The 19,602-nt window shown below is 63.6% G+C and carries 23 protein-coding genes; 10 read left to right on the plus strand and 13 right to left on the minus strand.

Annotated features, from left to right (window positions below; genetic code table 11):
* Window positions 1-603 precede the first annotated feature (603 nt).
* Window positions 604-1,365, minus strand: a complete 762-nt coding sequence (pgeF, locus tag HHL26_RS21500) for a peptidoglycan editing factor PgeF (protein WP_066552881.1) — start codon at window positions 1,363-1,365, stop codon at window positions 604-606.
* Between the two features lie 163 nt (window positions 1,366-1,528).
* On the opposite strand from pgeF, the gene HHL26_RS21505 reads away from it, so the two are divergent.
* A complete protein-coding gene (locus HHL26_RS21505; protein ID WP_066552883.1) occupies window positions 1,529-3,145 on the plus strand; it encodes an amino acid permease in 1,617 nt (538 codons plus the stop codon).
* A gap of 37 nt (window positions 3,146-3,182) precedes the next feature.
* On the opposite strand, the gene HHL26_RS21510 is transcribed toward HHL26_RS21505, so the two are convergent.
* On the minus strand, window positions 3,183-4,457 hold the full coding sequence (locus HHL26_RS21510; RefSeq protein ID WP_066552885.1) for a multidrug effflux MFS transporter: 1,275 nt from the start codon (window positions 4,455-4,457) through the stop codon (window positions 3,183-3,185).
* A 199-nt stretch (window positions 4,458-4,656) separates the two neighbouring features.
* Between HHL26_RS21510 and HHL26_RS21515 the strand changes: the two genes are divergently transcribed.
* Window positions 4,657-4,953 carry an SEL1-like repeat protein gene (locus HHL26_RS21515; RefSeq protein ID WP_066552888.1) on the plus strand — a complete coding sequence of 99 codons (297 nt, stop codon included), beginning with the start codon at window positions 4,657-4,659 and terminating at the stop codon, window positions 4,951-4,953.
* Window positions 4,954-5,067: 114 nt separating this feature from the next.
* Here HHL26_RS21515 and htpX read toward each other — a convergent pair whose 3' ends face one another.
* Window positions 5,068-5,985: a zinc metalloprotease HtpX gene (htpX, locus tag HHL26_RS21520; protein ID WP_197672739.1), complete on the minus strand. Its 918-nt coding sequence runs from the start codon at window positions 5,983-5,985 to the stop codon at window positions 5,068-5,070.
* Between the two features lie 105 nt (window positions 5,986-6,090).
* Here htpX and HHL26_RS21525 point away from each other — a divergent pair, with 105 nt between their 5' ends.
* From HHL26_RS21525 to HHL26_RS21535, 3 genes are all read left to right on the plus strand, one after another.
* Window positions 6,091-6,264 carry a DUF1674 domain-containing protein gene (locus HHL26_RS21525; RefSeq protein ID WP_082748337.1) on the plus strand — a complete coding sequence of 58 codons (174 nt, stop codon included), beginning with the start codon at window positions 6,091-6,093 and terminating at the stop codon, window positions 6,262-6,264.
* A 199-nt stretch (window positions 6,265-6,463) separates the two neighbouring features.
* Window positions 6,464-6,892, plus strand: coding sequence for a hypothetical protein (locus tag HHL26_RS21530; protein WP_066552892.1), 429 nt, complete (start codon window positions 6,464-6,466; stop codon window positions 6,890-6,892).
* A gap of 86 nt (window positions 6,893-6,978) precedes the next feature.
* The gene (locus tag HHL26_RS21535) at window positions 6,979-7,878 is read left to right on the plus strand and encodes a UTP--glucose-1-phosphate uridylyltransferase (RefSeq protein WP_066552894.1); all 900 of its coding nucleotides are present in this window, start codon (window positions 6,979-6,981) and stop codon (window positions 7,876-7,878) included.
* Window positions 7,879-7,962: 84 nt separating this feature from the next.
* Here the strand turns inward: HHL26_RS21535 and HHL26_RS21540 are convergent, their stop codons facing one another.
* The 5 genes from HHL26_RS21540 to HHL26_RS21560 are packed head-to-tail and all read right to left on the minus strand — an operon-like array spanning window position 7,963 to window position 11,214.
* The gene (locus HHL26_RS21540) at window positions 7,963-9,105 is read right to left on the minus strand and encodes a GNAT family N-acetyltransferase (RefSeq protein WP_066552898.1); all 1,143 of its coding nucleotides are present in this window, start codon (window positions 9,103-9,105) and stop codon (window positions 7,963-7,965) included.
* Window positions 9,098-9,823 (minus strand): glycerophosphodiester phosphodiesterase family protein, encoded by a 726-nt coding sequence (locus tag HHL26_RS21545; RefSeq protein WP_066552901.1) that lies wholly within the window; start codon window positions 9,821-9,823, stop codon window positions 9,098-9,100. The genes HHL26_RS21540 and HHL26_RS21545 overlap by 8 nt, the downstream gene beginning before the upstream one ends.
* Window positions 9,807-10,268 (minus strand): RidA family protein, encoded by a 462-nt coding sequence (locus HHL26_RS21550; protein WP_066552904.1) that lies wholly within the window; start codon window positions 10,266-10,268, stop codon window positions 9,807-9,809. The genes HHL26_RS21545 and HHL26_RS21550 overlap by 17 nt, the downstream gene beginning before the upstream one ends.
* Window positions 10,265-10,921 (minus strand): hypothetical protein, encoded by a 657-nt coding sequence (locus HHL26_RS21555; RefSeq protein WP_066552906.1) that lies wholly within the window; start codon window positions 10,919-10,921, stop codon window positions 10,265-10,267. The genes HHL26_RS21550 and HHL26_RS21555 overlap by 4 nt, the downstream gene beginning before the upstream one ends.
* Window positions 10,918-11,214 carry a DUF3572 domain-containing protein gene (locus HHL26_RS21560; protein ID WP_066552908.1) on the minus strand — a complete coding sequence of 99 codons (297 nt, stop codon included), beginning with the start codon at window positions 11,212-11,214 and terminating at the stop codon, window positions 10,918-10,920. The genes HHL26_RS21555 and HHL26_RS21560 overlap by 4 nt, the downstream gene beginning before the upstream one ends.
* Before the next feature lie 77 nt (window positions 11,215-11,291).
* Between HHL26_RS21560 and HHL26_RS21565 the strand changes: the two genes are divergently transcribed.
* Both HHL26_RS21565 and HHL26_RS21570 read left to right on the plus strand, forming a co-directional pair.
* Entirely contained in the window at window positions 11,292-11,654 is a 363-nt protein-coding gene (locus tag HHL26_RS21565; protein ID WP_176392264.1) for a response regulator, read from the plus strand.
* Between the two features lie 182 nt (window positions 11,655-11,836).
* Window positions 11,837-13,720: a PhoX family phosphatase gene (locus HHL26_RS21570; RefSeq protein WP_087573674.1), complete on the plus strand. Its 1,884-nt coding sequence runs from the start codon at window positions 11,837-11,839 to the stop codon at window positions 13,718-13,720.
* A 270-nt stretch (window positions 13,721-13,990) separates the two neighbouring features.
* On the opposite strand, the gene rpmG is transcribed toward HHL26_RS21570, so the two are convergent.
* Window positions 13,991-14,158, minus strand: a complete 168-nt coding sequence (rpmG, locus tag HHL26_RS21575) for a 50S ribosomal protein L33 (protein WP_007687342.1) — start codon at window positions 14,156-14,158, stop codon at window positions 13,991-13,993.
* A 233-nt stretch (window positions 14,159-14,391) separates the two neighbouring features.
* On the opposite strand from rpmG, the gene HHL26_RS21580 reads away from it, so the two are divergent.
* From HHL26_RS21580 to HHL26_RS21590, 3 genes are all read left to right on the plus strand, one after another.
* Window positions 14,392-14,724 carry a hypothetical protein gene (locus HHL26_RS21580; protein ID WP_066552913.1) on the plus strand — a complete coding sequence of 111 codons (333 nt, stop codon included), beginning with the start codon at window positions 14,392-14,394 and terminating at the stop codon, window positions 14,722-14,724.
* Between the two features lie 22 nt (window positions 14,725-14,746).
* Window positions 14,747-15,313, plus strand: coding sequence for a TMEM165/GDT1 family protein (locus HHL26_RS21585; RefSeq protein WP_066552915.1), 567 nt, complete (start codon window positions 14,747-14,749; stop codon window positions 15,311-15,313).
* Window positions 15,314-15,433: 120 nt separating this feature from the next.
* On the plus strand, window positions 15,434-15,925 hold the full coding sequence (locus HHL26_RS21590; RefSeq protein WP_066552916.1) for a DNA starvation/stationary phase protection protein: 492 nt from the start codon (window positions 15,434-15,436) through the stop codon (window positions 15,923-15,925).
* Window positions 15,926-15,984: 59 nt separating this feature from the next.
* Here HHL26_RS21590 and HHL26_RS21595 read toward each other — a convergent pair whose 3' ends face one another.
* From HHL26_RS21595 to HHL26_RS21610, 4 genes are all read right to left on the minus strand, one after another.
* Window positions 15,985-16,455, minus strand: coding sequence for a GreA/GreB family elongation factor (locus HHL26_RS21595; protein ID WP_066552919.1), 471 nt, complete (start codon window positions 16,453-16,455; stop codon window positions 15,985-15,987).
* Between the two features lie 115 nt (window positions 16,456-16,570).
* Window positions 16,571-18,397, minus strand: coding sequence for a cobaltochelatase subunit CobT (cobT, locus tag HHL26_RS21600; RefSeq protein ID WP_066552921.1), 1,827 nt, complete (start codon window positions 18,395-18,397; stop codon window positions 16,571-16,573).
* Window positions 18,397-19,182: a tyrosine-protein phosphatase gene (locus HHL26_RS21605; RefSeq protein WP_066552925.1), complete on the minus strand. Its 786-nt coding sequence runs from the start codon at window positions 19,180-19,182 to the stop codon at window positions 18,397-18,399. The genes cobT and HHL26_RS21605 overlap by 1 nt, the downstream gene beginning before the upstream one ends.
* The gene (locus tag HHL26_RS21610; protein WP_066552928.1) at window positions 19,179-19,598 is read right to left on the minus strand and encodes an OsmC family protein; all 420 of its coding nucleotides are present in this window, start codon (window positions 19,596-19,598) and stop codon (window positions 19,179-19,181) included. Before HHL26_RS21610 ends, HHL26_RS21605 begins: the two co-directional genes overlap by 4 nt.
* Window positions 19,599-19,602 lie beyond the last annotated feature (4 nt).

A 19,602-nucleotide genomic window follows, 5' to 3' on the forward strand; every position in this document is an offset into this window, starting at 1 on the left:
CCCCGAAATTACCGTGATCTGACTCATCGCACCGTCCTTAGTATCGGTGCAAACACCGGCGCTTGCACCGGTGCCATGTCAAAATATCAGCGGATCACCGCAAGGCGGCCCTCACCGGAGCGATACCATTTTCCTAACAGCTTTCGGTAGCCATCAACAAAGACCGTGTCGCTAATCAAAGCGAACAGGAGGCCTGGCAAGGCCTTGGCGCGTTTGCATGAGAATACTCTATAGCCCTCGGTCGGTTTGTCACGCCGCGTCCTGCGATTACCCCAGCAATTGCGCGCGATGCCGCTCGTCGATACGGAAACGATCCTCCGCCTATGAACCTATCTTGATGGGGTTCAGGCGCTAGGGTATTTGCCAATAACTCCTTGAAGGCCGGTCCTGCCCAACAACAGGCTCGCGACAAGTCGTTTGCGCCTGAGTAGGCGGCAGAAATATCTTCGATGATAGCAGGCTGCCTACGATGCCGATCTTTCGGGGTATCTTCGAGCCAGCCTTAAGCAAAAGCTGCCGCTTCCGTCAGCCTGAGATATTCTCAGATTATCATGCGGGACGAACATTCCCTGCTCGATACGCCGGCGGTTCCGACAGCATGCCTCATTCCCCCAACGCAATCATCGAAATCTGCCGGCCATAATCTGGCTCGCTGCGATGGCATGACCGGCGATAGCTGTAAAAGCGATCCGGCTGGCTATAGGTATCCTCGTCCAGCAGCTCGATCCGGCTGATCCCCGCCGCTGCCAGCCGTGCCGCCACATAGGCTGCAATGTCGAACTGGCAATGCCCTGTGCGCGCCGCAGTGAAGAAACGATCATTATCCGGATCCTCCGCCATAAAGCGTGCCGCGAAATCCAGCGTCACTTCATAGGACGAACGCCCGATGCACGGACCGATCGCGCAAGCCATCTGGTCGCGCGAGGCGCCCAGTGCCTCCATAGCAGCGATCGTCCGGTCCGTAACGCCGCCTAATGCGCCCTTCCATCCGGCATGCGCCGCGCCGACGACACCGGCCGCAGCATCAGCAAACAACACCGGCACGCAATCGGCGGTGAGAATCCCCAATATCAATCCCGGTCGATTCGTGACCATGGCGTCAGCCGCTGGCCGGTCGTCGGCGGAAATCGGCGCCGCGACCGTGATCACATCGGGCGAGTGGACCTGATGCACCGTCACCAGCGTCGCACCCGGCAACAGCGCGTCCCGCACCAGATCCCGGTTGCGCAACACCGCCTCCCGCTCGTCCTCCGACCCTAATCCGACATTCAGCCCCGCGTGAATCCCGGTCGAAACGCCGCCGCGTCGCCCGGCAAAACCGTGCACGACATCGCCCAAGCCCACCGCCCGCAGCAATTCGACCATGCTTCACTCCTTCATCACGCCATGGGAACCGCTTTTGAACCATGTCCTGAATGCGCAACATACTTGCGCACGCCGGATTAGACGATAGTCTCCGCTTCATCACAAAAGGGGAGCGGCTGCAACGGCCGCCCGAGCAAAAGACATCAAGATAAAGGGCTCCACCATGATCTTCGGGCGTATAAAGCCACTGGACGCGATATTGGCCACGGCCGAGAAAAAATCGCTTGTCCGCACATTGGGGCCGGTTCAACTGACGCTATTGGGGGTCGGCGCCATCATCGGCACCGGCATTTTCGTTTTGACCGCCGCCGCCGCGCAAAAGGCGGGGCCGGGCATGATGTGGAGCTTCATGATTGCGGGGGCCGTCTGCGCCTTCGCCGCGCTCTGCTATTCCGAAATCGCCTCCATGGTGCCGGTGTCCGGTTCCGCCTACACCTATACCTATGCGGTCGTCGGGGAACTGCTCGCCTGGATGGTGGGCTGGGCGCTCATCCTGGAATATGCGGTCGCCGCCAGCGCCGTTTCGGTGGGGTGGTCCGGCTATTTCATGGGCCTTGTTAAGAGCGTAACCGGGCTTGATCTGCCACAGGCGCTTTCCGCCGGCCCGGTCTGGACGATGAACGGCCTCATTCCGCAAGCCGATTTCACCCATGGCGTGATCAACATCCCGGCGATCGTCGTGGCGCTCGCCGTGACCGCCCTGTTGGTCATCGGCACCACCGAAAGCGCCCGCGTTAATGCCGTGCTCGTCGCCATCAAGGTGGCGGCGCTGACCGCCTTCATCATCCTGACGCTGCCCGTGCTCAAGACCGGCAATTTCTCGCCCTTCGCGCCCAATGGCTGGTTCGGGCCGGAAGGCACCAGCGGCATGGGCATCGTTGGCGCCGCCGCGTCGATCTTTTTCGCCTATGTCGGCTTCGATGCGGTTTCGACCGCGGCGGAAGAAACCAAGAACCCGCAGCGCAACGTCCCCATCGGCCTGATCGGCAGCCTTGCGATCTGCACCGTTTTTTACCTGTTGGTCGCGGCGGGCGCGGTCGGCGCGATCGGTGCGCAGCCCGTGCTGGGTCCGGACGGTTCAGTGGTGGCGCCCGGATCGCAGGGTTTTGCCGCCGCCTGTGCGACTGCTGCCCATGCTCAGGATCTCGTCTGCTCCAATGAAGCGCTGGCCCATGTGTTGCGCTCGATCAATTGGACGGTCGTGGGCAATGCGCTCGGCTTGGCCGCCAATCTTGCGCTGCCGTCGGTCATCCTGATGATGATGTTCGGCCAGACCCGCATCTTCTTCGTGATGGCGCGCGACGGCCTGCTGCCGGAAAAGCTCGCCAGCATCCACCCCAGGTTCAAGACGCCCCATATCGTCACCATGGTCACCGGCGTCTTCGTCGCCATCGGCGCCGCGCTGCTGCCTGTGGGTCAGCTCGCGGACATTTCCAATTCCGGCACGCTGTTCGCCTTCTTCATGGTGTCGATCGCCGTGCTGGTGCTGCGGGTGAAGGAACCGGGGCGGGCTCGTCCGTTCCGCACGCCCATAGTGTGGGCGATCGCGCCGACGGCGGCTTTCGGTTGCGTCTTCCTCTTCTTCAATCTGCCCGTCGATGCGCAGCTCGTCCTGCCGATCTGGGGTGGCCTGGGTCTCGTGCTCTATTTCGTCTATGGCTATCGCAAGAGCCATGTCGGGCGCGGGTTGGTCGAAACCCATGAACAGGATGTCGGCATTCCACCGATGCCGGTGCCGCCGATGCCCGGCGCGCATACGCCGGGCGGCCAGGACGCCTGAGCTACAAAAAAGGGGGCGGGTAGCACCGCCCCTTTTTTTAACGCAAGACTTCGAATTCGGGATCGCGCAATCCTGCATGATGCGGGCGGGTGAACATTTTCCCCCGTTCCGCCCACGCGACGATCAGGAAAGAGATCGAGCCGAACACCATCAATCCCAATGTCAGCGGCAATGTCGTCCCGTCAAAGGCATGGCCGATCAGGCTGCCCAGCGCGCTCGACACGGCGGTGGTGAGAAAAGCCTGAAAGGAGGAGGCGACGCCCGCGCCTCTGGCAAAGGGCTCCATTGAAATCGCGCTGAAATTGGACGCGGTAAAGGCGACCGTCATCATCGTCGACGCCTGGAGGATCATGAAGCTGACGATGGTTTCATGCCCCGTCAGGATCACCGTCAAATGCACGGCATTGATCAGCACCAGGCACAGCAACGCCGTCTGGCTCAATCGCCGCGCGCCGAAGCGGGAGACGAGGCGGCTGTTGAGCAGGCTGCCGATCCCCATGCTGCCGGCGATGGCGGCGAAGGCAAAGGGGAAGATTTTCTGCGCCCCGAAAATGTCGAAGAATATTTGTTGCACCGACAGGATGAAGCCGATCAGGCCGCTCATCACCACCCCGCTGGCCAGCATATAGCCGATCGAGCTGCGGGTGCGGATGATCGCGCCGACCGTCCGGAAAATCGCGCGCGCGCTCATTCGCAAGCGATTCTCCGGCAGCAGCGTTTCCGGCAGGCGCATCGCCATCCACAGCAGGATCAGGCTCGCCAGGATCGACAGCGCCCAGAAGATCCAGCGCCAGGGGGCGATCCACAATATCGCCTGGCCGAAAGTCGGCGCCATGACCGGGATCAGCATGAACACCGCAAAGATCAGCGACATGACCCGCGCCATCGCATCGCCCCGGAAGCGGTCGCGGACGATGCCGACGGTGATGACGCGGCTCGCGCCCGCGAAGAAACCGGCACAGGCGCGCCCGGCCAGCATCATGGTGAAACTGTGCGCGCCGGCGCAGGCGATGGAAGAGAGGATGAACAGCGCCATGGCGCTCCCCAACACGCGCTTTCGCCCGAATCGGTCGGACAGCACGCCGAACAGCAGAGAACCGATCCCCAGTCCCAGAAAATAGACGCTGATGATCAATTGCCGGTCATTGGGATGCGGGATCGCCAGATCCCGGCCGATGGCGGGCAGGGCCGGCAGCATCGGATCGATCGACAGCGCATTCATCGCCATCAGGCAGGCGCAGAGCATCACGAACTCGCGGAAAGCTATGTCCTTTCTCGCCTGTCCTGCGGGGATTTCGGGATGATCGGTCATGCCGGTGGCTATGGGGACAATCGGACGCTCGCGCTACCCTTTTTGTACCGTCCGGGCACGTTAACCCTGCTCCTCCGCGCATCGTTGGCATTTTCCTGGAAATTGGTTTTGAGCGCATTAACCATTTTTTATCCGCCGCCGGTGCAGCCTGCCGCTTGTCGAAAACCAGCAAGTCGAAATCCATGAGGGGGATTCGGTTATGGCCAATGGTCTGAAGAGCGCGCAATTTCTGATGCAAAGCCGTCTTTCGGGTGCGGCAAGCGGAACTGCGGAAGCCTGTTTCGATCTGGGGGTCGCCTATAGTTGCGGCACTGGCGGTTTGCCCGTCGACCTGATCGAAGCGCATAAATGGTTCAACCTGGCCGCCCTCAAGGGCAGCGAGGAGGGGCAGACGATGCGGGCGGAAGTGGCCGAGGAAATGTCGGCACGAGAAATCGCGGAAGCCCAGCGCCAGGCCCGAGCGCTGATCGCGACGACGCAATTGCGCGCCGCTTAGGTTTTATTCGGGGGCTGAGTCTGGAAATGCTCAGTTTCGGACATCAACAATCGTCATCCCAACGAAAGCCGGGATGACGGAAAAAAGTCCGCAATCCACCAATTCCGAGACGCTTTAGCTGCGCCGTAAAGGATCGAGGGCGCTCGATTTGCGCGTTTTGGAGGCCGCTGCTGCAGGTGAGAGGGCGGAGGTGCGCGTGCCCATATCCTGCGCCATGTCCTCCAGCGCGGCGATGCGCTTTTCCGTCGCGGGGTGAGTGGAGAAGAGCTCGCTCACATGCACCGGCACGATGTAGAGCTGGGCGGCGGCGGGATTGCGCTCCGCCACCGGGTTGGGAATCATTTCGGCGCGGCCGGCGATCTTGGCGAGGGCGGAGGCAAGCGCGCGCGGGTTGCCGCTGATCTCCGCGCCCGCCGCGTCCGCGCCATATTCTCGGGTGCGGCTGATCGCCATCTGCACGATCATCGCGGCGAAAGGAGCCACGATCACCGCCAGCAGCGTCGCGATCAGGTTGCCGTGGCCATTCTCCTGATTGCCGCCGCGGAAGAACAGGCCGAAATTGGCGAGCATCGAGATCGCGCCCGCAATGGTCGCGACCATCGTCATGATCAGTGTATCGCGATTGCGCACATGGCCCAGTTCATGCGCCATGACGCCAGCCACTTCGTCCCGGCTCAGCATCGAAAGCAGCCCGGTGGTCGCGGCGACGGCGGCATGCTGCGGATCGCGGCCGGTGGCGAAGGCATTGGGATGCGGCTCGTCGATCAGATAGACGCGCGGCATGGGAAGTTTCGCGCGCTGGGCCAGTTCCGCGACGAGGCCGTAAAATTCCGGCGCGCTGGTCGCGTCGACCTCCCGCGCATGGTGCATCGACAGCACGATCCTGTCGGCGTTCCAGAAGGTGAAGAGGTTCATGCCCAATGCCACCAGCAGCGCGATCACCGCCCCGCCGCTGCCGCCCAGCGTATAGCCCAATGCCATGAACAGCGCCGTCAGGGCCGACAACAGCATCACCGTCTTCATGCCATTCACTTGCGTAAATCTCCTTGGCGGCCCAGATAGCGGCCTTACTCTGAATATGGGGCGCCCCTGAATATGGGGTGACGATGACGCCCCCGCAATCGAAAGGATGGATCGATGGGAACCTTCAACGGCAAGCGCCCGGCGCATGTGAAGCCGCCCGCGCATCTGTCGAAAAGCCCGCCGGTGCCGCAACCCGATCCGATCGACAATCCGTCGCGCCATGACGAGTTATTGAGCCCGGTTCGCTATGGCGACTGGGAACGCAAGGGAATCGCTATCGATTTTTGATCCGGCCGTTAAAGACGGTTAACGGCTCATCGCTGTTTGGGCACAGTTGGCGATGGCCTGTGCCGCTGCTGCGAGCGACCCGGCTCCACCCCCCTAGCCTTTTGCACTGCAATACGGGCAGGCTCTGTCCCGAGCGGAAAGCAAAATATACCGGGGCGCGGATGAAGTGAACGTGGTTGCTGAAATTGCGGTAAGATCAGTGTCGGATTATGCGCCAGAGGATGCGGCGCTTCTGTGTGCAGTGGGTCGTCTGGTCTGTGCCTGGACGATGCTGGAACAGAGCCTGGAGGCGAAGATCGCGATAATGCGGGAAGCCATGGGGGATGTGCGGACCGTGGGTGCCCGGACTCGTCCGGGCATGACGAAGCTGATGACCGAACTGCGAACCATGGTGGCGATGCGGGACCGGCGCAATGCCGGCGCATTGATGGAAATATCGGATATCGAGCGCGACATGCAGAGGATCGACCGGTTCCGGTCGCTCATCATCGGCGGCTTTCAGCAGCCCGCGCCCGGCGGCTTTACATGCCGCGATGCGCGGAATAACCAGACGCATGTCTCGCTTGAGCAACTCGAAGCGGAGATTGCTTCCCTCGAAAGGGTGGCACAGCGCCTGCTGGCCGTCTGAAACGGAGTAAGCCATCTTCCGTGCTTGATCTTTATGCGGCGGAGGGCGAAGCCTATCCGCGCGCCTAGCGAGAAAACAGGAGCCTCATGTCCTACAAACCGATTCGCAAAGCCGTTTTCCCTGTCGCAGGTCTCGGCACGCGCTTTCTTCCGGCGACCAAGTCGGTGCCCAAGGAACTGCTGCCGGTCGTCGACCGACCGCTGATCCAATATGCGGTGGATGAGGCGCGGGAGGCGGGGATCGAGCAGATGATCTTCGTCACCGGCCGCGGCAAGGGCGCGATCGAAGATTATTTCGACATGGCCTATGAGGCCGAAGCCACCCAGCGCGAGCGGGGCAAGGATCTGTCCTCGCTGGACGGTACGCGGCTGTTGCCGGGCAATGCGGTGTTCCTGCGCCAGCAGGAGCCGCTGGGTCTGGGCCATGCCATCTGGTGCGCCCGCGACATTGTGGGCGATGAGCCGTTCGCCATCCTGCTGCCTGACGAGTTCATGAAGGGTGCGCCGGGCCGTGGCTGCCTGAAGCAGATGGTTGAGGCTTATGACAAGGTCGGCGGCAATCTGGTCTGCGCCCTGGAAGTGCCGATGGCGGAGACGCCGAACTATGGCGTGATCGATCCGGGCAAGCGTGACGGAGCGCTCACTGAGGTGAAGGGGCTGGTCGAGAAGCCGGCACCGGGCACGGCGCCGTCGAACCTGATCCTGCCGGGGCGCTATATCCTTCAACCGGAGGTGATGAAGATCCTGGAGACGCAGGAAAAGGGCGCTGGCGGAGAGATTCAGCTTACCGACGCCATGGCTTCGATGATCGGGATGCAGCCTTTCCACGGCGTGACCTTCGATGGGCGGCGGTTCGATTGCGGGTCGAAGGCGGGTTATATCGAGGCGAACCTGGCGCTGGCGCTGGGGCGCGAGGATTTGGGCGAGCATATCCGCCGGTTCGCTCTGGCGGAACTGGGCGTCAGCGGGATTGCCGCCGCGGCCTGAGGGCGGTTTGCCTGTTTGCAGCCGGTCATTCGCGCGAAGGCGGGGATGGCCGGCTGGAGCAAGGGCAGGAATCCAGTCTCCGCGTCAGTTCCCTGTTTCGACCTTGCGAAAGGGAGTCCGATCGGTCAGCCAGAGCCGGTCCCGCTGCACACCCTGCCGCTCGGCCGCCAGGAAATCGGCGATCGCCCGGCGGAAACTGGCATTGGGGATGAAATGCGCTGAAAAGGTGGGCTCCGGCGCATAGCCGCGCGCCAGCTTGTGCCCGCCCTGGGCGCCCGCCTCCACCCGTTTCAGCCCGCGGGCGATGGCGATGTCGATCGCCTGATAATAGCATAGCTCGAAATGCAGATTGGGCACGTCCTCGGTGCAGCCCCAATAGCGCCCATAAAGCGTATCCGCGCCGATCAGGTTGAGCGCTCCCGCGATCGGTCGCCCCTGGCGCAACGCCAGCACCAGCAGCACCCGGTCGGCCATGCTCTCCCCCAGCATGGAGAAGAAGGCGCGGGTCAGATAGGGCCGCCCCCATTTGCGCGCCCCGGTATCCTGATAGAAGGTCCAGAATATATCCCAATGCGCCTCGGTCAGCGCCGCGCCGGTCAGGTGGACGATCTCCAGCCCCTCGACGGCGCGTTCGCGCTCCTTGCGGATATTCTTGCGCTTGGCGCTCGACAGGTCGGCCAGGAAGTCGTTGAAATCGCGATAGCCGCGATTGGTCCAATGGAACTGGCTGTCCTCCCGGATCAGCCAGCCCGCGGCCTCGAACAGCGCAACCTGCTCCGGCGCGATGAACGTCGCATGGGCGGAGGAGAGCTGATTCTGCTCCACCACCGCCTCGATCCCTGCGATCAGCGCCGGGGCGAGGCCTTCGTCGCGCAGCAGCAGCCTTGGCCCCGGCACCGGCGAAAAGGGCGCGGCGACCTGAATCTTGGGATAATATTGCCCGCCCGCCCGTTCCCATGCATCGGCCCAGCCATGGTCGAACACATATTCGCCCTGGCTGTGGGTCTTGCCATAAAGCGGCGCGGCGGCGGCGATCCGCCCGTCCGCTCCGTCGATCACCAAGGGCAAGGGCTGCCAGCCGCTATTGCCGCCGACGCTGCCCGAACGTTCCAGCGCGGCAAGGAAATCCCAGCTCATGAAGGGATTGGCATCTCCCGCGCAGGCATCCCACTGGTCGCGCGGCAATTCGGCCACGCCCTGGGCGAGGCGCGCCACGCATTCAGTCATGCGACCGCTCGAAGATGATCTGGTCGGCGTGCAGCGCAGCGCAGGCGCGCTCCTCCTCGCCGCGCACCGTCCATGTCAGCACGAGCATGCCCCGCCGGCGGGCATCGGTGGACAGGGACGAAGGCAGGTCGCGAATATCACAGGCAATAAAATCGGGTTTCGCGGTCCAAAGTGCAAGAGCGCGCGCGATTCTGCTGCGCTGGCCTCGCTTGCCCTGTTCGGTGACGACCAGCCCGCGCGCGACTGCGGGCCGGTGGCGCCGGAACCAGCTTATCGCCATGGGATTGAACGACATGACTGCCGCCAGGGTCTTGGGCCGCCGCGCCAGATCGTCGGCAACCGCTGCACAGATGGGGGCGACATGCCGCCCGTCCACCTTGATCTCGATAAGCAGCGGAACGTCCGTCCCGCACAGATCGAGCAAGGCTCGCAGGCGCGGAACGCTGCCGCCGTCGGGCAGCATCAGCCGGTCGATCGCCCCGGCGTCATGATCCGAAACCGTGCCCGCTTCGCCGGTCATGCGTTGCAACGCGGCGTCGTGGAAGACGATCGCAACGCCGTCGCGGCTGAGGCGCGCATCACATTCGATGCCGAAACCGCCGGCGATGGCGGCCGTGAAAGCCGCCATGCCGTTTTCGCTGACCCTGCCCCCGTGCAGCCCGCGATGGGCGAAGGGACGCGCGGTCAGGAAGGGGAAGGCGTCAGGCCGGGCGGACAAGGACGATCGCGTCGATCTCGACCACTGCACCGAGCGGCAGCACGGGCACGCCCACGGCGCTGCGAGCATGCTTTCCCGCGTCACCGAAAACCTCGACCATCAGTTCGGACGCGCCATTGGCGACCTTGGGCTGGTCGGTGAATTCGGGCGTGCTGCTGATGAAGGCGCCCAATTTCACGATTCGTTCGACCCGGTCCAGGCTGCCGAGCGCGGCCTTCATCTGCGCGATCAGGTTGAGGCCGCAGGCCCGCGCCGCTTTGACGCCGTAATCGAGGTCGCGGTCCTCGCCCAGGCGTCCCGTCATCAACTGGCCGTCGGACAGGGAAATCTGCCCGGAAATATGCAGCAGGCCGTTGGCTTCCACCGCCGCGACATAGGCAGCGACCGGCGCGGCGGCGGCGGGGAGGGTAATGCCCAGTTCGGTGAGGCGGGCTTCGATGCTCATGCGGATGCTCCTTGGATGGTTGGGAAAGAGTCGGGCGCCGGTCCTTCGGCCAGCCGGGCGGCGATCCAGGTTTCGGCGGCCGCCCAGTCGTCGATCCGGGCATGGGCCAGGGGCGCGGCGGCGACTTCGGCGGCGATCTCCGGCTCGCCCACCATATGCAGGCGCCAGACGCCGGGCGCATGATCCGCCACCGACCCATGATGTTCGGCCAGATCGTCGATGAACAGGGCGACGCTGGGTTGACGCTCCGCGACGATGGCCGCCAGCGGCCGCCCCTTGCCGCCCTGGTTCCAGTGAACCGGGAATGACAGACCGTGGGCCGCCAGTTGTTCCTCGCGCTGCCGGTGATGCCGCTGTGTGATATTGGTGAGCACCACGATGTCCGCGATTTGGCTCAGGCGGCCGATCGTCTCCACCGCGCCCGCGATCGGCGCTTGGCGATGCATTTCCGTATCGAAAAAGCCGATCAGCAATTCCCAGACCAGCGCGCGCTCCAGCGGCTTGCCGCTGTCCTTGTGACGCAGAGCCTCTGCAAAGCCGCGCTCGCGCATGTCGAAATGGACATTATGGCTTTCGTCCAGCCATTGCCGGAAGGGCACCACCATATGCAGCAGCACCTCGTCGCAATCGGTGATGATCAGTGGGCGGTTCATGCGGTGAGAGCCTCCTTCGCGGCGATCAGCGCCGTTGGCGTGCTGTCGATGCTCTCGGCACAGGCGATCAGGTCCGGCTCATGATCGGCCAGGAAAGCCAGCACCGCGCTCAATATCGCCGGATCGCCCACGCCTGCCCGTAGCGTATCGGCGTCCAGTCCAGTCAGGGCCAGCAGCCGGTCGGCACGGCGATCGTCCGCCAATGTCCAGGCCAGCGCCATCAGCGCCAGTACGGATGGCTCTCGAGCCTCGCTTGGACTATGTTGCTTGCCATGGTTAATGTCGGGACGCATGATTGATCTCAACGAAGGGCGGGCTTAGGGGGCGCGCTTCCAATATGTTTGCGGATTTCTCCAAACGCGGGTGACTGGTGGCAAAGCGCGTGCTCGTTGTCGAGGACAACGAACTTAATCTCAAACTTTTTTGCGACCTGTTGCGCGCACACGGGCATGAGGTGCTGCCGCTGCGCGACGGGCGCGACCTGCTGACGCAGGCGCGGGAGTTCCATCCCGACCTGGTGATCACCGACATCCACCTGCCGCATATCAGCGGCCTTGACCTCATCATCTCGCTGAAGCGGGACGCGCAACTATCCGCCGTGCCGATCATGGCGGTCACCGCCTATGCGGGCCATGGCGATGAGGATCGGATTCGCGGGGCAGGCGCGCAGGCCTATGTGTCCAAGCCGATTTCGGTGCTGCGCTTCGTCGAGCAGGTGAACGCGCTGCTTTAGGGCGTGTGGGCAGGGGTATAGGTCCGCAAACCGCCCATTTTCCCTCTGTCGCCACCCTGTCATATGGTTTTCATCGATCCGTCGCGCTTCCGCAGCCTTGCCGTCATCCGCCTCTGCCATGCCCCGTCCGCCAGGGCGCGGTGTCCAGCCGACAGCCCGAATTGTACATAGGGGTATCATCCATGTCTCATCTGACCGACGAGGCGCGCGCGGCCTTTCGCGATGCGCAGCCCAAGATCACTACGGGCGAAGACAGCCTGGAGTCGATCGTCGCCGCCAATCCGGCGCGCCGCACCATCCTGAAGAACGGCCTACTGGGCCTTTCCATGCTGCCGATGCTGGGCGCGCTCACGGCGTGCGGCGATGATGATGCTTCGGCCTCCCCCACGCCGACGCCGACCCCCCCCACACCGACACCGACTCCTGCGGCCAGCTATGCCATCAATTTCGCGTCGGTTGCGATCAACAGCAACGACACCGTCACCGTCCCTGCGGGTTACACCATTGACGTGCTGCTGAAGGCCGGCGATTCGGTCGAAACCGGCACCGCCTATGCGCCCGGCAGCTTCCCGAACAGCGCGACCCAGACCAACCTCTGGGCCGGCGGCAATCATGATGGCATGGAATTTTTCGAACTGTCGGGCGTCGATCCCAATGCGGGTGGTCTGCTGGCGATCAACCATGAGCTGCCGGACTATAACATCCTCTTTTCCAGCGGCACCTACACAGCCGCCACTGCCACCGCCGATCAGAAGGCGATCGCCCTGTCCGCCGTTGGCGTTTCCGTCGTGGAGATCGCCAAGGGCACGGACGGCAAGTTCGCGGTCAAAGCGGGTTCGCGCTTCAACAAGCGCTATACCGGCAACACCGATTATCGTGCCGGCGGTCCGGCCGCGGGCCTGCTCAGCTCGACCATAAGAGGCACGCTGAACAACTGCGCCTCGGGCCGTACGCCCTGGGGCACCTATTTGACCTGCGAGGAAACGACCAACAACTATATCGACACGACCCAGCCCAACAACAATTATGGCTGGGTGGTCGAGATCGACCCCTATCAGGAACTGGCCGCGCCGACGAAGCGCACCGCCATGGGCCGCTTCAGCCATGAGAATGTCGCCTATCTGAATGACGGCAACAACCGCGTCGCCTTCTACATGGGTGACGATTCGACGCCGGGCTGCATCTACAAATTCGTGCCCGACCGCGCCTATAGCACCAGCAACCGCGCATCGAACATCGATATGCTGGATTATGGCACGCTCTATGTCGCGCGCTTCAACGCCGACGGCACGGGTGAATGGCGCGCGCTGGTGCAGGGGCAGAACGGCCTTGTCGCCAATGCCTCCGATCCGGGCAATGTCAGCCAGTCGACCACGCCGCCGACCCCGACGACGGTCAGCTTCAACACCACCGCCGACGTCCTCATCAACACCCAGTCGGCCGCGCGCGTCGCGGGCGGCACGCTGATGGACCGCCCGGAATGGATCACGGTCGCGCCGAACCGCCAAGCGATCTTCGTGACCCTCACCAATAACAGCGGCCGCCGTGTCACCGACAATCCCAATCCGCGCACGACCAACCTGCATGGCCATATTCTGAAATTCCGCGAGAATGGCGATTCGCCGCTTGCCACCCGCTTCACCTGGGAAGTCTTCCTGCTGGCGGGCAATCCCAACCTTGCCGAAGCGAACCTCAAGGGGAATATCAGCGGCGATTATTTCTCCAGCCCCGATGGTCTGCGCATCGATCCGCAGGGCCGTCTGTGGGTGGAAACCGACCATAACCTCACCGGCAATGCGGGCACGCTGAACGGCGCGGCGGTCAACATGACGCAGGCCTTCGGCAATAATTCGATGTATCATGTCGACCAGACGAGCAAGGCGTCCAAGCGCTTCCTGGTCGGTCCTGCGGGCTGCGAGATCACCGGCATCGCTTACACGCCGGACCTCAAGAGCTTCTTCATCAACATCCAGCATCCGACCGGCAACTGGCCGGTCTCGGGGCAGCAGCCGCGCTCCTCGACCATTGTCGTCCGCCGCACGGATGGGCAGCCGGTCGGGAACTGAGGATTTGGCGCCGCATCGCCCCTGCTCTCCGGCGCAAGGAAGCCGTCCTTGCCTGCACCGCCCGATCGCGAGGAAGGCGATGCGCCGCCCTCGCTCTGAACCTCACAGGCAACAAGGAAAGGCCCGTTCCCTCAAGGGAACGGGCCTCTTCATTCGGGCGCCAGATTGTGGGATGTCGCATTTTCCGAGTCATCGACTGCGAACAGCCAATTTGAAAATGCTTCAGGCCGCAAACCCTGAAATCGTCAGGCGGCGTGAGCCGCCGTCAGATCACTTGATCTTGGCTTCCTTGAACTCGACATGCTTGCGCACGACGGGATCATATTTCCGGAAGCTCAGCTTCTCGGTCTTGGTGCGCGGATTCTTCTTGGTGACGTAGAAGAAGCCGGTGTCAGCCGAGCTGACGAGGCGAATCTTGACGGTTGCTGGCTTGGCCATGGCCTTAGTCCCTGGTCGTGAATATCGTGAAAAAGAAGAGCGGCCCCCAAATCTCTTGCGAGGAAGGGACCGCCCCGTTTCAGCGGTGCCCCATGAGGCAGATTCGGTTCCATGTCAAGGCGCGTGGTCTAACTCCTGCCGCCATGCTACACTTTACGCGGCCTTAACCGGCTCTGGTTCATGAAGGAGTCGGGGCTCAAGGACGAGGCCAGAGAACGGGGGGAGTCTTCTCCATGCGACATGATCCGATGTTGGCCATTCTTGTCGATCTGCTGGGGCGGGTCGACGGACTTGCGGGGGAACGGGGCCATGTGCCGGTGGCGCGGCTGCGTGACGAGATCGACCGGATTCGCCACATCGCGCGCGCCTTTCACCTCGATACGGTGGAATGCCTCGCGAGCACATTGCAATCGGCGCTGTCGTTGCAGGGGGCGGGGCCGGTGGTCATGTCCTATCTCGACCTGATGCGCGATGCGATCGCGGCGGAAATGCCGGAGGGGGATGTCATCCCGATGCCCGCGGTCGCCAAGCCCGTGTCGGCAACCGGCGCGCATCTGACCGCCTGAACCGAATCAAGACAGCCGCCGCATGGACGCATTGCTGATCGCCCTGCTCGGCTGCCTGTTGGGTGAGATTGGAGACAAGGGGCAGTTGCTCGCCCTGGCGCTGGCCATGCGTTTCCAGCGCGACGGCGCGGTGATCGCGGGGGTCGTCGCGGCCGCCATCGCCAATGCCGCCATCGGCGCGGCGGCGGGCGCCTTTCTGGCGCCGATGCTGGGGTCCGATGCCCGGCTGTTGTTCCTTTCGCTGGCGCTGATCTTCCTGGCTCTTGGCATGTTCTGGCCGACGAAGCAGCCCGATCCGCTGGCGGGCTGGCGGCTGGGGCCGTTTGTGACCACCGCGCTCGGCCTTTTCATCCTGGGCTTTGGCGACGGCGCGCAATTCCTGATCCTGGGCATAGCCGTGCGAACCGCCGATCCCTTTCTCGCCGCGACCGGGGGTGCCATCGGCATCATCGCCGCGACGATGCCCGTGATCCTATGGCGCGAGCAACTGTTCAAGATGCTCCCGCTACGCGCCATTCGCCGGGGCGGCGGGGGGCTGGTGCTACTCATCGGTCTGGCCGTGGCGGTATCGGCGCTGCATCTCGCCTGATCGAGCGTCTTCATCAGACTGACCGAAAATTCCGCCTTAAAATTCGTTGTTTGGCATGGCACCTTATCGGTGACAGTTCATTATATCTGCGAAACCAAGTCCCCTCAGCAGGAGCCAAGCATGACAGCCCCCGACCTCAAGACTCCGACGGATCTGCGCAGCAATGCGACCAAGTCGGTCGCGCAGGCGCTGAACGGCGTGCTCGCGGACAGCTATGCGCTGTATTTCAAGACCAAGAATTTCCACTGGCACGTATCCGGCCCGCATTTCCGCGATTATCATCTGATGTTCGACGAGCAGGCGACGCAGATTCTGGCCACCACCGATCTGATCGCGGAGCGGGTGCGCAAGACGGGCAACACCACGCTGCGCTCGATCGGTGACATTTCCCGCCACCAGTCGGTGGTGGATAATGATGCCGATTATGTCAGCCCCGGCGACATGCTGAACGAGCTGCGCGAGGACAATCTGAAGCTCGTCGAAGCGTTGCGCGCCGCCAAGGCAGCTGCGACTGAAGCGGGCGACAATGCGACCGAAGGCATTATCGACGACTGGACCGATCAGGCGGAAGAACGGGCCTGGTTCCTCTTCGAAGCCGGGCGCAACGCCTGACTGAATGCAAGAAGCCCTCCAGCCGAAACTGGAGGGCTTCTTCCTTGTTTGAGGGGGGCTTACTCGTCCGCGATGACCTCAATCGCCAGAATCGTGAGCGCACCCGGCTTGCCGCCAAAGTCGACGGTTTCGCCTTCCTCGGCATCCATCATCGCGCGGGCGAGCGGCGCCGAAAAAGCGATGCGCCCTTTCGTCGGTTCGGCCTCGTCGTCACCGACGATGTCGATCCGCTTCTCCTTGCCGCCCAGCCGGTAGGCCACACGGCTGCCGAAGGCGACAGCCTCCCCATCCGGCACCGGCCGCAATTCCGCCGTCGCCAGCCGTGTCCGCCAGTAACGCAGCTCGCGCTTCAGCTTCTTGGCGTCCTCCTCGGCCATGGCCTCGGTTTCGACCGCCTCCAGCGCTTCCACCTTCTCCCGCGTCAACCGCAGGCCGCGCGCCGTCACCCAATTGGGGCCGGGCGGTAACGGAATTTCGAAAGTGGGTTCCAGATGCTCCTCGTCACTCTCGCGACGAAAGGCGACACTCATTGCACTCTCCTGTCAAAACGCTCACTCGCGCTGACACGAGGTCGAAACTGCCGATCTTCTTTTCAAGGGAAGGCCCGGGGCTTCGACATCGCGGAAGCCCGAACGAGCAGGGCTTCTAATCTTCGTCGAACAGTCCGGCGAGCTGCTCCACCATGGTCCCGCCGAGCTGTTCGGCATCCATGATGGTCACCGCGCGGCGATAATAGCGCGTGACGTCATGGCCGATGCCGATGGCGACGAGCTGCACGGGCGAGCGGTTCTCGATCCACTCGATCACCTGACGCAAATGCCGCTCCAGATAGGTGCCGCTGTTGACCGACAGGGTGGAATCGTCGACCGGCGCGCCGTCCGAGATCACCATCAATATGCGGCGCTCCTCATTGCGCGCGATCAGGCGGCTGTGCGCCCAGAGCAGCGCCTCGCCGTCGATATTCTCCTTGAGCAGCCCCTCGCGCATCATCAGGCCCAGACTCTTGCGCGCCCGGCGCCAGGGTTCGTCGGCCTTCTTGTAGACGATGTGCCGCAGGTCGTTCAAACGCCCCGGCATCGGCGGACGCCCGGCGGCGAGCCAGTCCTCGCGGCTCTGCCCGCCCTTCCAGGCGCGGGTAGTGAAGCCCAGAATCTCGGTCTTCACCCCGCAACGTTCCAGGGTGCGTGCCATGATGTCGGCGCTGATCGCCGCGATGGAGATCGGCCGCCCGCGCATCGATCCGCTATTGTCGATCAGCAGCGTCACGACGGTATCGCGGAACTCGGTATCTCGCTCGATCTTGTAGCTCAATGAGCGCGTCGGATCGATCACGATCCGCGCCAGCCGCGCCGCGTCGAGCAGGCCTTCTTCCTGATCGAAGTCCCACGACCGCGACTGTTGCGCCATCAGCCGCCGCTGGAGCCGGTTGGCAAGCTTCGTCACCGCGCCCTGCAAGCTCACCAACTGCTGGTCGAGGAAGCCGCGCAACCGCAGCAATTCATCCTCGTCGCACAGATCCTCGGCGGTCACGACCTCATCATGAAGCTGCGTATAGGGCTTGTAGTCGAAGCCCGGCGGCAGGTCCGACATCGGCCGGTTCGGGCGGACCGGCATCATGCCTTCCTCGCCCATATCGTCCGCGCCTTCCTCGCTGTCGGCGTCGAACTCGTCGCTATATTCGGTCTCGCCGTCCTCGGTGTCGCCGCCCTGGTCCTCGGCCCGCGCCTCGGCAAAGGCGTCGCTGTCGCCGGCCTGATCCTCGCCGCTGTCGCCCTCTTCCTGTTGCTGCTCCTCGTCCTCGCCCTCTTCCTGGGCTTCCGAATCGTCGGTTTCAGGCGGCGTATCCGCGTCGATGAGCTGGAGATGCTCCAGCATGGCCGAGGTCAGCTTCTGAAAGGCCCGCTGATTGTCGATCGCCATGGCAAGCGCGTCGAGATCGGCCCCGGCCTTGTCCTCGATCCACTGGTCGACCATCGCCAGACCCGGCAGCACATCCTTGGGCGCGGCCTGTCCGGTCAGCCGTTCGCGCACCTTGAGCGCCAGCGCCGTCGACAAGGGCACCTCATCGGCGGAGCGCGCCCGGCGGATCGGATCGGACTTCAATTTCAGGTCGAGCGCATGGTTGAGGTTCGCCCGCACCCCCTCCATCGCCCGCGAACCGATCGCCTCGACCCGCGCCTGTTCGACCGCGTCATAGACCGCCCGCGCCGTCGCATCAGCCGGTGCGGCAGCATTGTGGATCTTCGCATTATGGTGCCGCAATTTCAGCGCATTGGCGTCCGCAAAGCCGCGCGCCAGCGCCACCTGTTCGGCGGGCAGGTTGCGTCCCGGCATCGGCACCTTGATCGCCTTGCCCGCCATATGCGGGGTGTCGGCGGTGAAGTTCACCTCCACCTCCGCGTCGCGCGCGATCGAACGCGCCGCGCCCGACAGCACGTCCTTGAAGGCATCGAGGGGCGAACGGTCGGCCATCAGTCCAGCAACATCCCGCGCATGGCGTCCCGCGCCGTGGCGTCCACGCCCAGCACGTCGTTCAGATAGCCGTCCACGCCGCCATGCTTTTCATCCAGCGTCGCGAACAACGTATCCAGATAGACGGCTTCGGCCTGCAACAAGGGTTCGAGCATATCGGTCTTCGTCAACCGCATCCGCGCCACCAGCGTGTTGCGCTGCGCCAGCAGCCAGTCCCAATCTGCATGGGCATTGGTCGCCAGATAATCCGCGACGATCGTCTGGCGCGGCACGCCCAGCGCCGCCAGGATCAGCGCTGCGCCGACCCCAGTGCGGTCCTTGCCCGCCGAACAGTTGATCAGCAGCGGCACGCGACCGTCCACGATCCGCGCGAACATGGCGCAGTAGGATTCGGCATGGTCCACCGGGATGACGCGATAAAGCGCGATCATCGTCTGCCGCATATCGTCCGCCGTCGCGCCGTCGCGCTTCAGCATCTCGCCCAGCAGGCCGCTGCTTTCCGTATAATCGCGGCAGAAATAATCGACCTCCGCCCCGTGCCAGCGCGTAGGTTCGGCCGTCCGTTCGTTGCCGCGGCGAAAATCGCAGATCGCCCTGATGCCGAGCGAACGGAGATGGTCCGCATCCCCATCCGTCAGCAGCGCCATCGTCCCCGACCGATAGAGCATGCCGCGCTTCACGCAGCGTCCGTCGGCGGTCGCATAGCCGCCGAAGTCGCGCAGGTTGAACGCGTTCTCCAAGGGCAGGCGGCCTTCCTCCGGTGTCAGGGCGAAAGTCTCGCTCATGGCCGCTCGCCCTCCCCGACATAGGGCACGGCGATGGTTTCGATCTGCGTCTCGACCTCGCTCATCAGCTTGTGCACCGGGCATTTCGCGGCCACGGCGATCAGCTTGTCGTGCTGCTCCTCACTCAACGGACCGGAGAGCGCGATGCGCGTCGTCAGCTTGTAGATGCCCTGCCGCTCCTGGCTCGCATCCCGAACCACGCCGACATGGATGCCCTCGACCGGAATGCCGTTGCGCTGCGCATACCAGAGCATGGTCATCGCCTTGCACGCGCCCAAGGCCGAATCGTAAAGATCATGCGGGTCCGGCCCGGCATCATGGCCGTCCGGCGCCGTCATATCGACGGTCAGTTCATGGCCGCGAATGCTGATCCGATGAGCCGTATCCTCGGGCGAAATCCGTTCGACGACAATCATGGCG

Source organism: Sphingobium sp. TB-6 (assembly GCF_012927365.1).
Taxonomy (GTDB): Bacteria; Pseudomonadota; Alphaproteobacteria; order Sphingomonadales; family Sphingomonadaceae; genus Sphingobium.

Excerpts from the sequence above, each read along its gene's own strand:
- HHL26_RS21540 (WP_066552898.1), bottom strand. The coding sequence starts at position 9,105 with ATGACTGAATGCGTGGCGCGCCTCGCCCAGGGCGTGGCCGAATTGCCG.
- HHL26_RS21555 (WP_066552906.1), bottom strand. The coding sequence starts at position 10,921 with ATGAACCGCCCACTGATCATCACCGATTGCGACGAGGTGCTGCTGCAT.
- HHL26_RS21510 (WP_066552885.1), bottom strand. The coding sequence starts at position 4,457 with ATGACCGATCATCCCGAAATCCCCGCAGGACAGGCGAGAAAGGACATA.
- cobT (WP_066552921.1), bottom strand. The coding sequence starts at position 18,397 with ATGGCCGACCGTTCGCCCCTCGATGCCTTCAAGGACGTGCTGTCGGGC.
- HHL26_RS21515 (WP_066552888.1), top strand. The coding sequence starts at position 4,657 with ATGGCCAATGGTCTGAAGAGCGCGCAATTTCTGATGCAAAGCCGTCTT.
- HHL26_RS21560 (WP_066552908.1), bottom strand. The coding sequence starts at position 11,214 with ATGCGTCCCGACATTAACCATGGCAAGCAACATAGTCCAAGCGAGGCT.
- HHL26_RS21505 (WP_066552883.1), top strand. The coding sequence starts at position 1,529 with ATGATCTTCGGGCGTATAAAGCCACTGGACGCGATATTGGCCACGGCC.
- HHL26_RS21605 (WP_066552925.1), bottom strand. The coding sequence starts at position 19,182 with ATGAGCGAGACTTTCGCCCTGACACCGGAGGAAGGCCGCCTGCCCTTG.
- rpmG (WP_007687342.1), bottom strand. The coding sequence starts at position 14,158 with ATGGCCAAGCCAGCAACCGTCAAGATTCGCCTCGTCAGCTCGGCTGAC.
- HHL26_RS21590 (WP_066552916.1), top strand. The coding sequence starts at position 15,434 with ATGACAGCCCCCGACCTCAAGACTCCGACGGATCTGCGCAGCAATGCG.
- HHL26_RS21525 (WP_082748337.1), top strand. The coding sequence starts at position 6,091 with ATGGGAACCTTCAACGGCAAGCGCCCGGCGCATGTGAAGCCGCCCGCG.
- HHL26_RS21550 (WP_066552904.1), bottom strand. The coding sequence starts at position 10,268 with ATGAGCATCGAAGCCCGCCTCACCGAACTGGGCATTACCCTCCCCGCC.
- HHL26_RS21570 (WP_087573674.1), top strand. The coding sequence starts at position 11,837 with ATGTCTCATCTGACCGACGAGGCGCGCGCGGCCTTTCGCGATGCGCAG.
- pgeF (WP_066552881.1), bottom strand. The coding sequence starts at position 1,365 with ATGGTCGAATTGCTGCGGGCGGTGGGCTTGGGCGATGTCGTGCACGGT.
- HHL26_RS21535 (WP_066552894.1), top strand. The coding sequence starts at position 6,979 with ATGTCCTACAAACCGATTCGCAAAGCCGTTTTCCCTGTCGCAGGTCTC.
- HHL26_RS21580 (WP_066552913.1), top strand. The coding sequence starts at position 14,392 with ATGCGACATGATCCGATGTTGGCCATTCTTGTCGATCTGCTGGGGCGG.
- HHL26_RS21610 (WP_066552928.1), bottom strand. The coding sequence starts at position 19,598 with ATGATTGTCGTCGAACGGATTTCGCCCGAGGATACGGCTCATCGGATC.
- HHL26_RS21595 (WP_066552919.1), bottom strand. The coding sequence starts at position 16,455 with ATGAGTGTCGCCTTTCGTCGCGAGAGTGACGAGGAGCATCTGGAACCC.
- HHL26_RS21585 (WP_066552915.1), top strand. The coding sequence starts at position 14,747 with ATGGACGCATTGCTGATCGCCCTGCTCGGCTGCCTGTTGGGTGAGATT.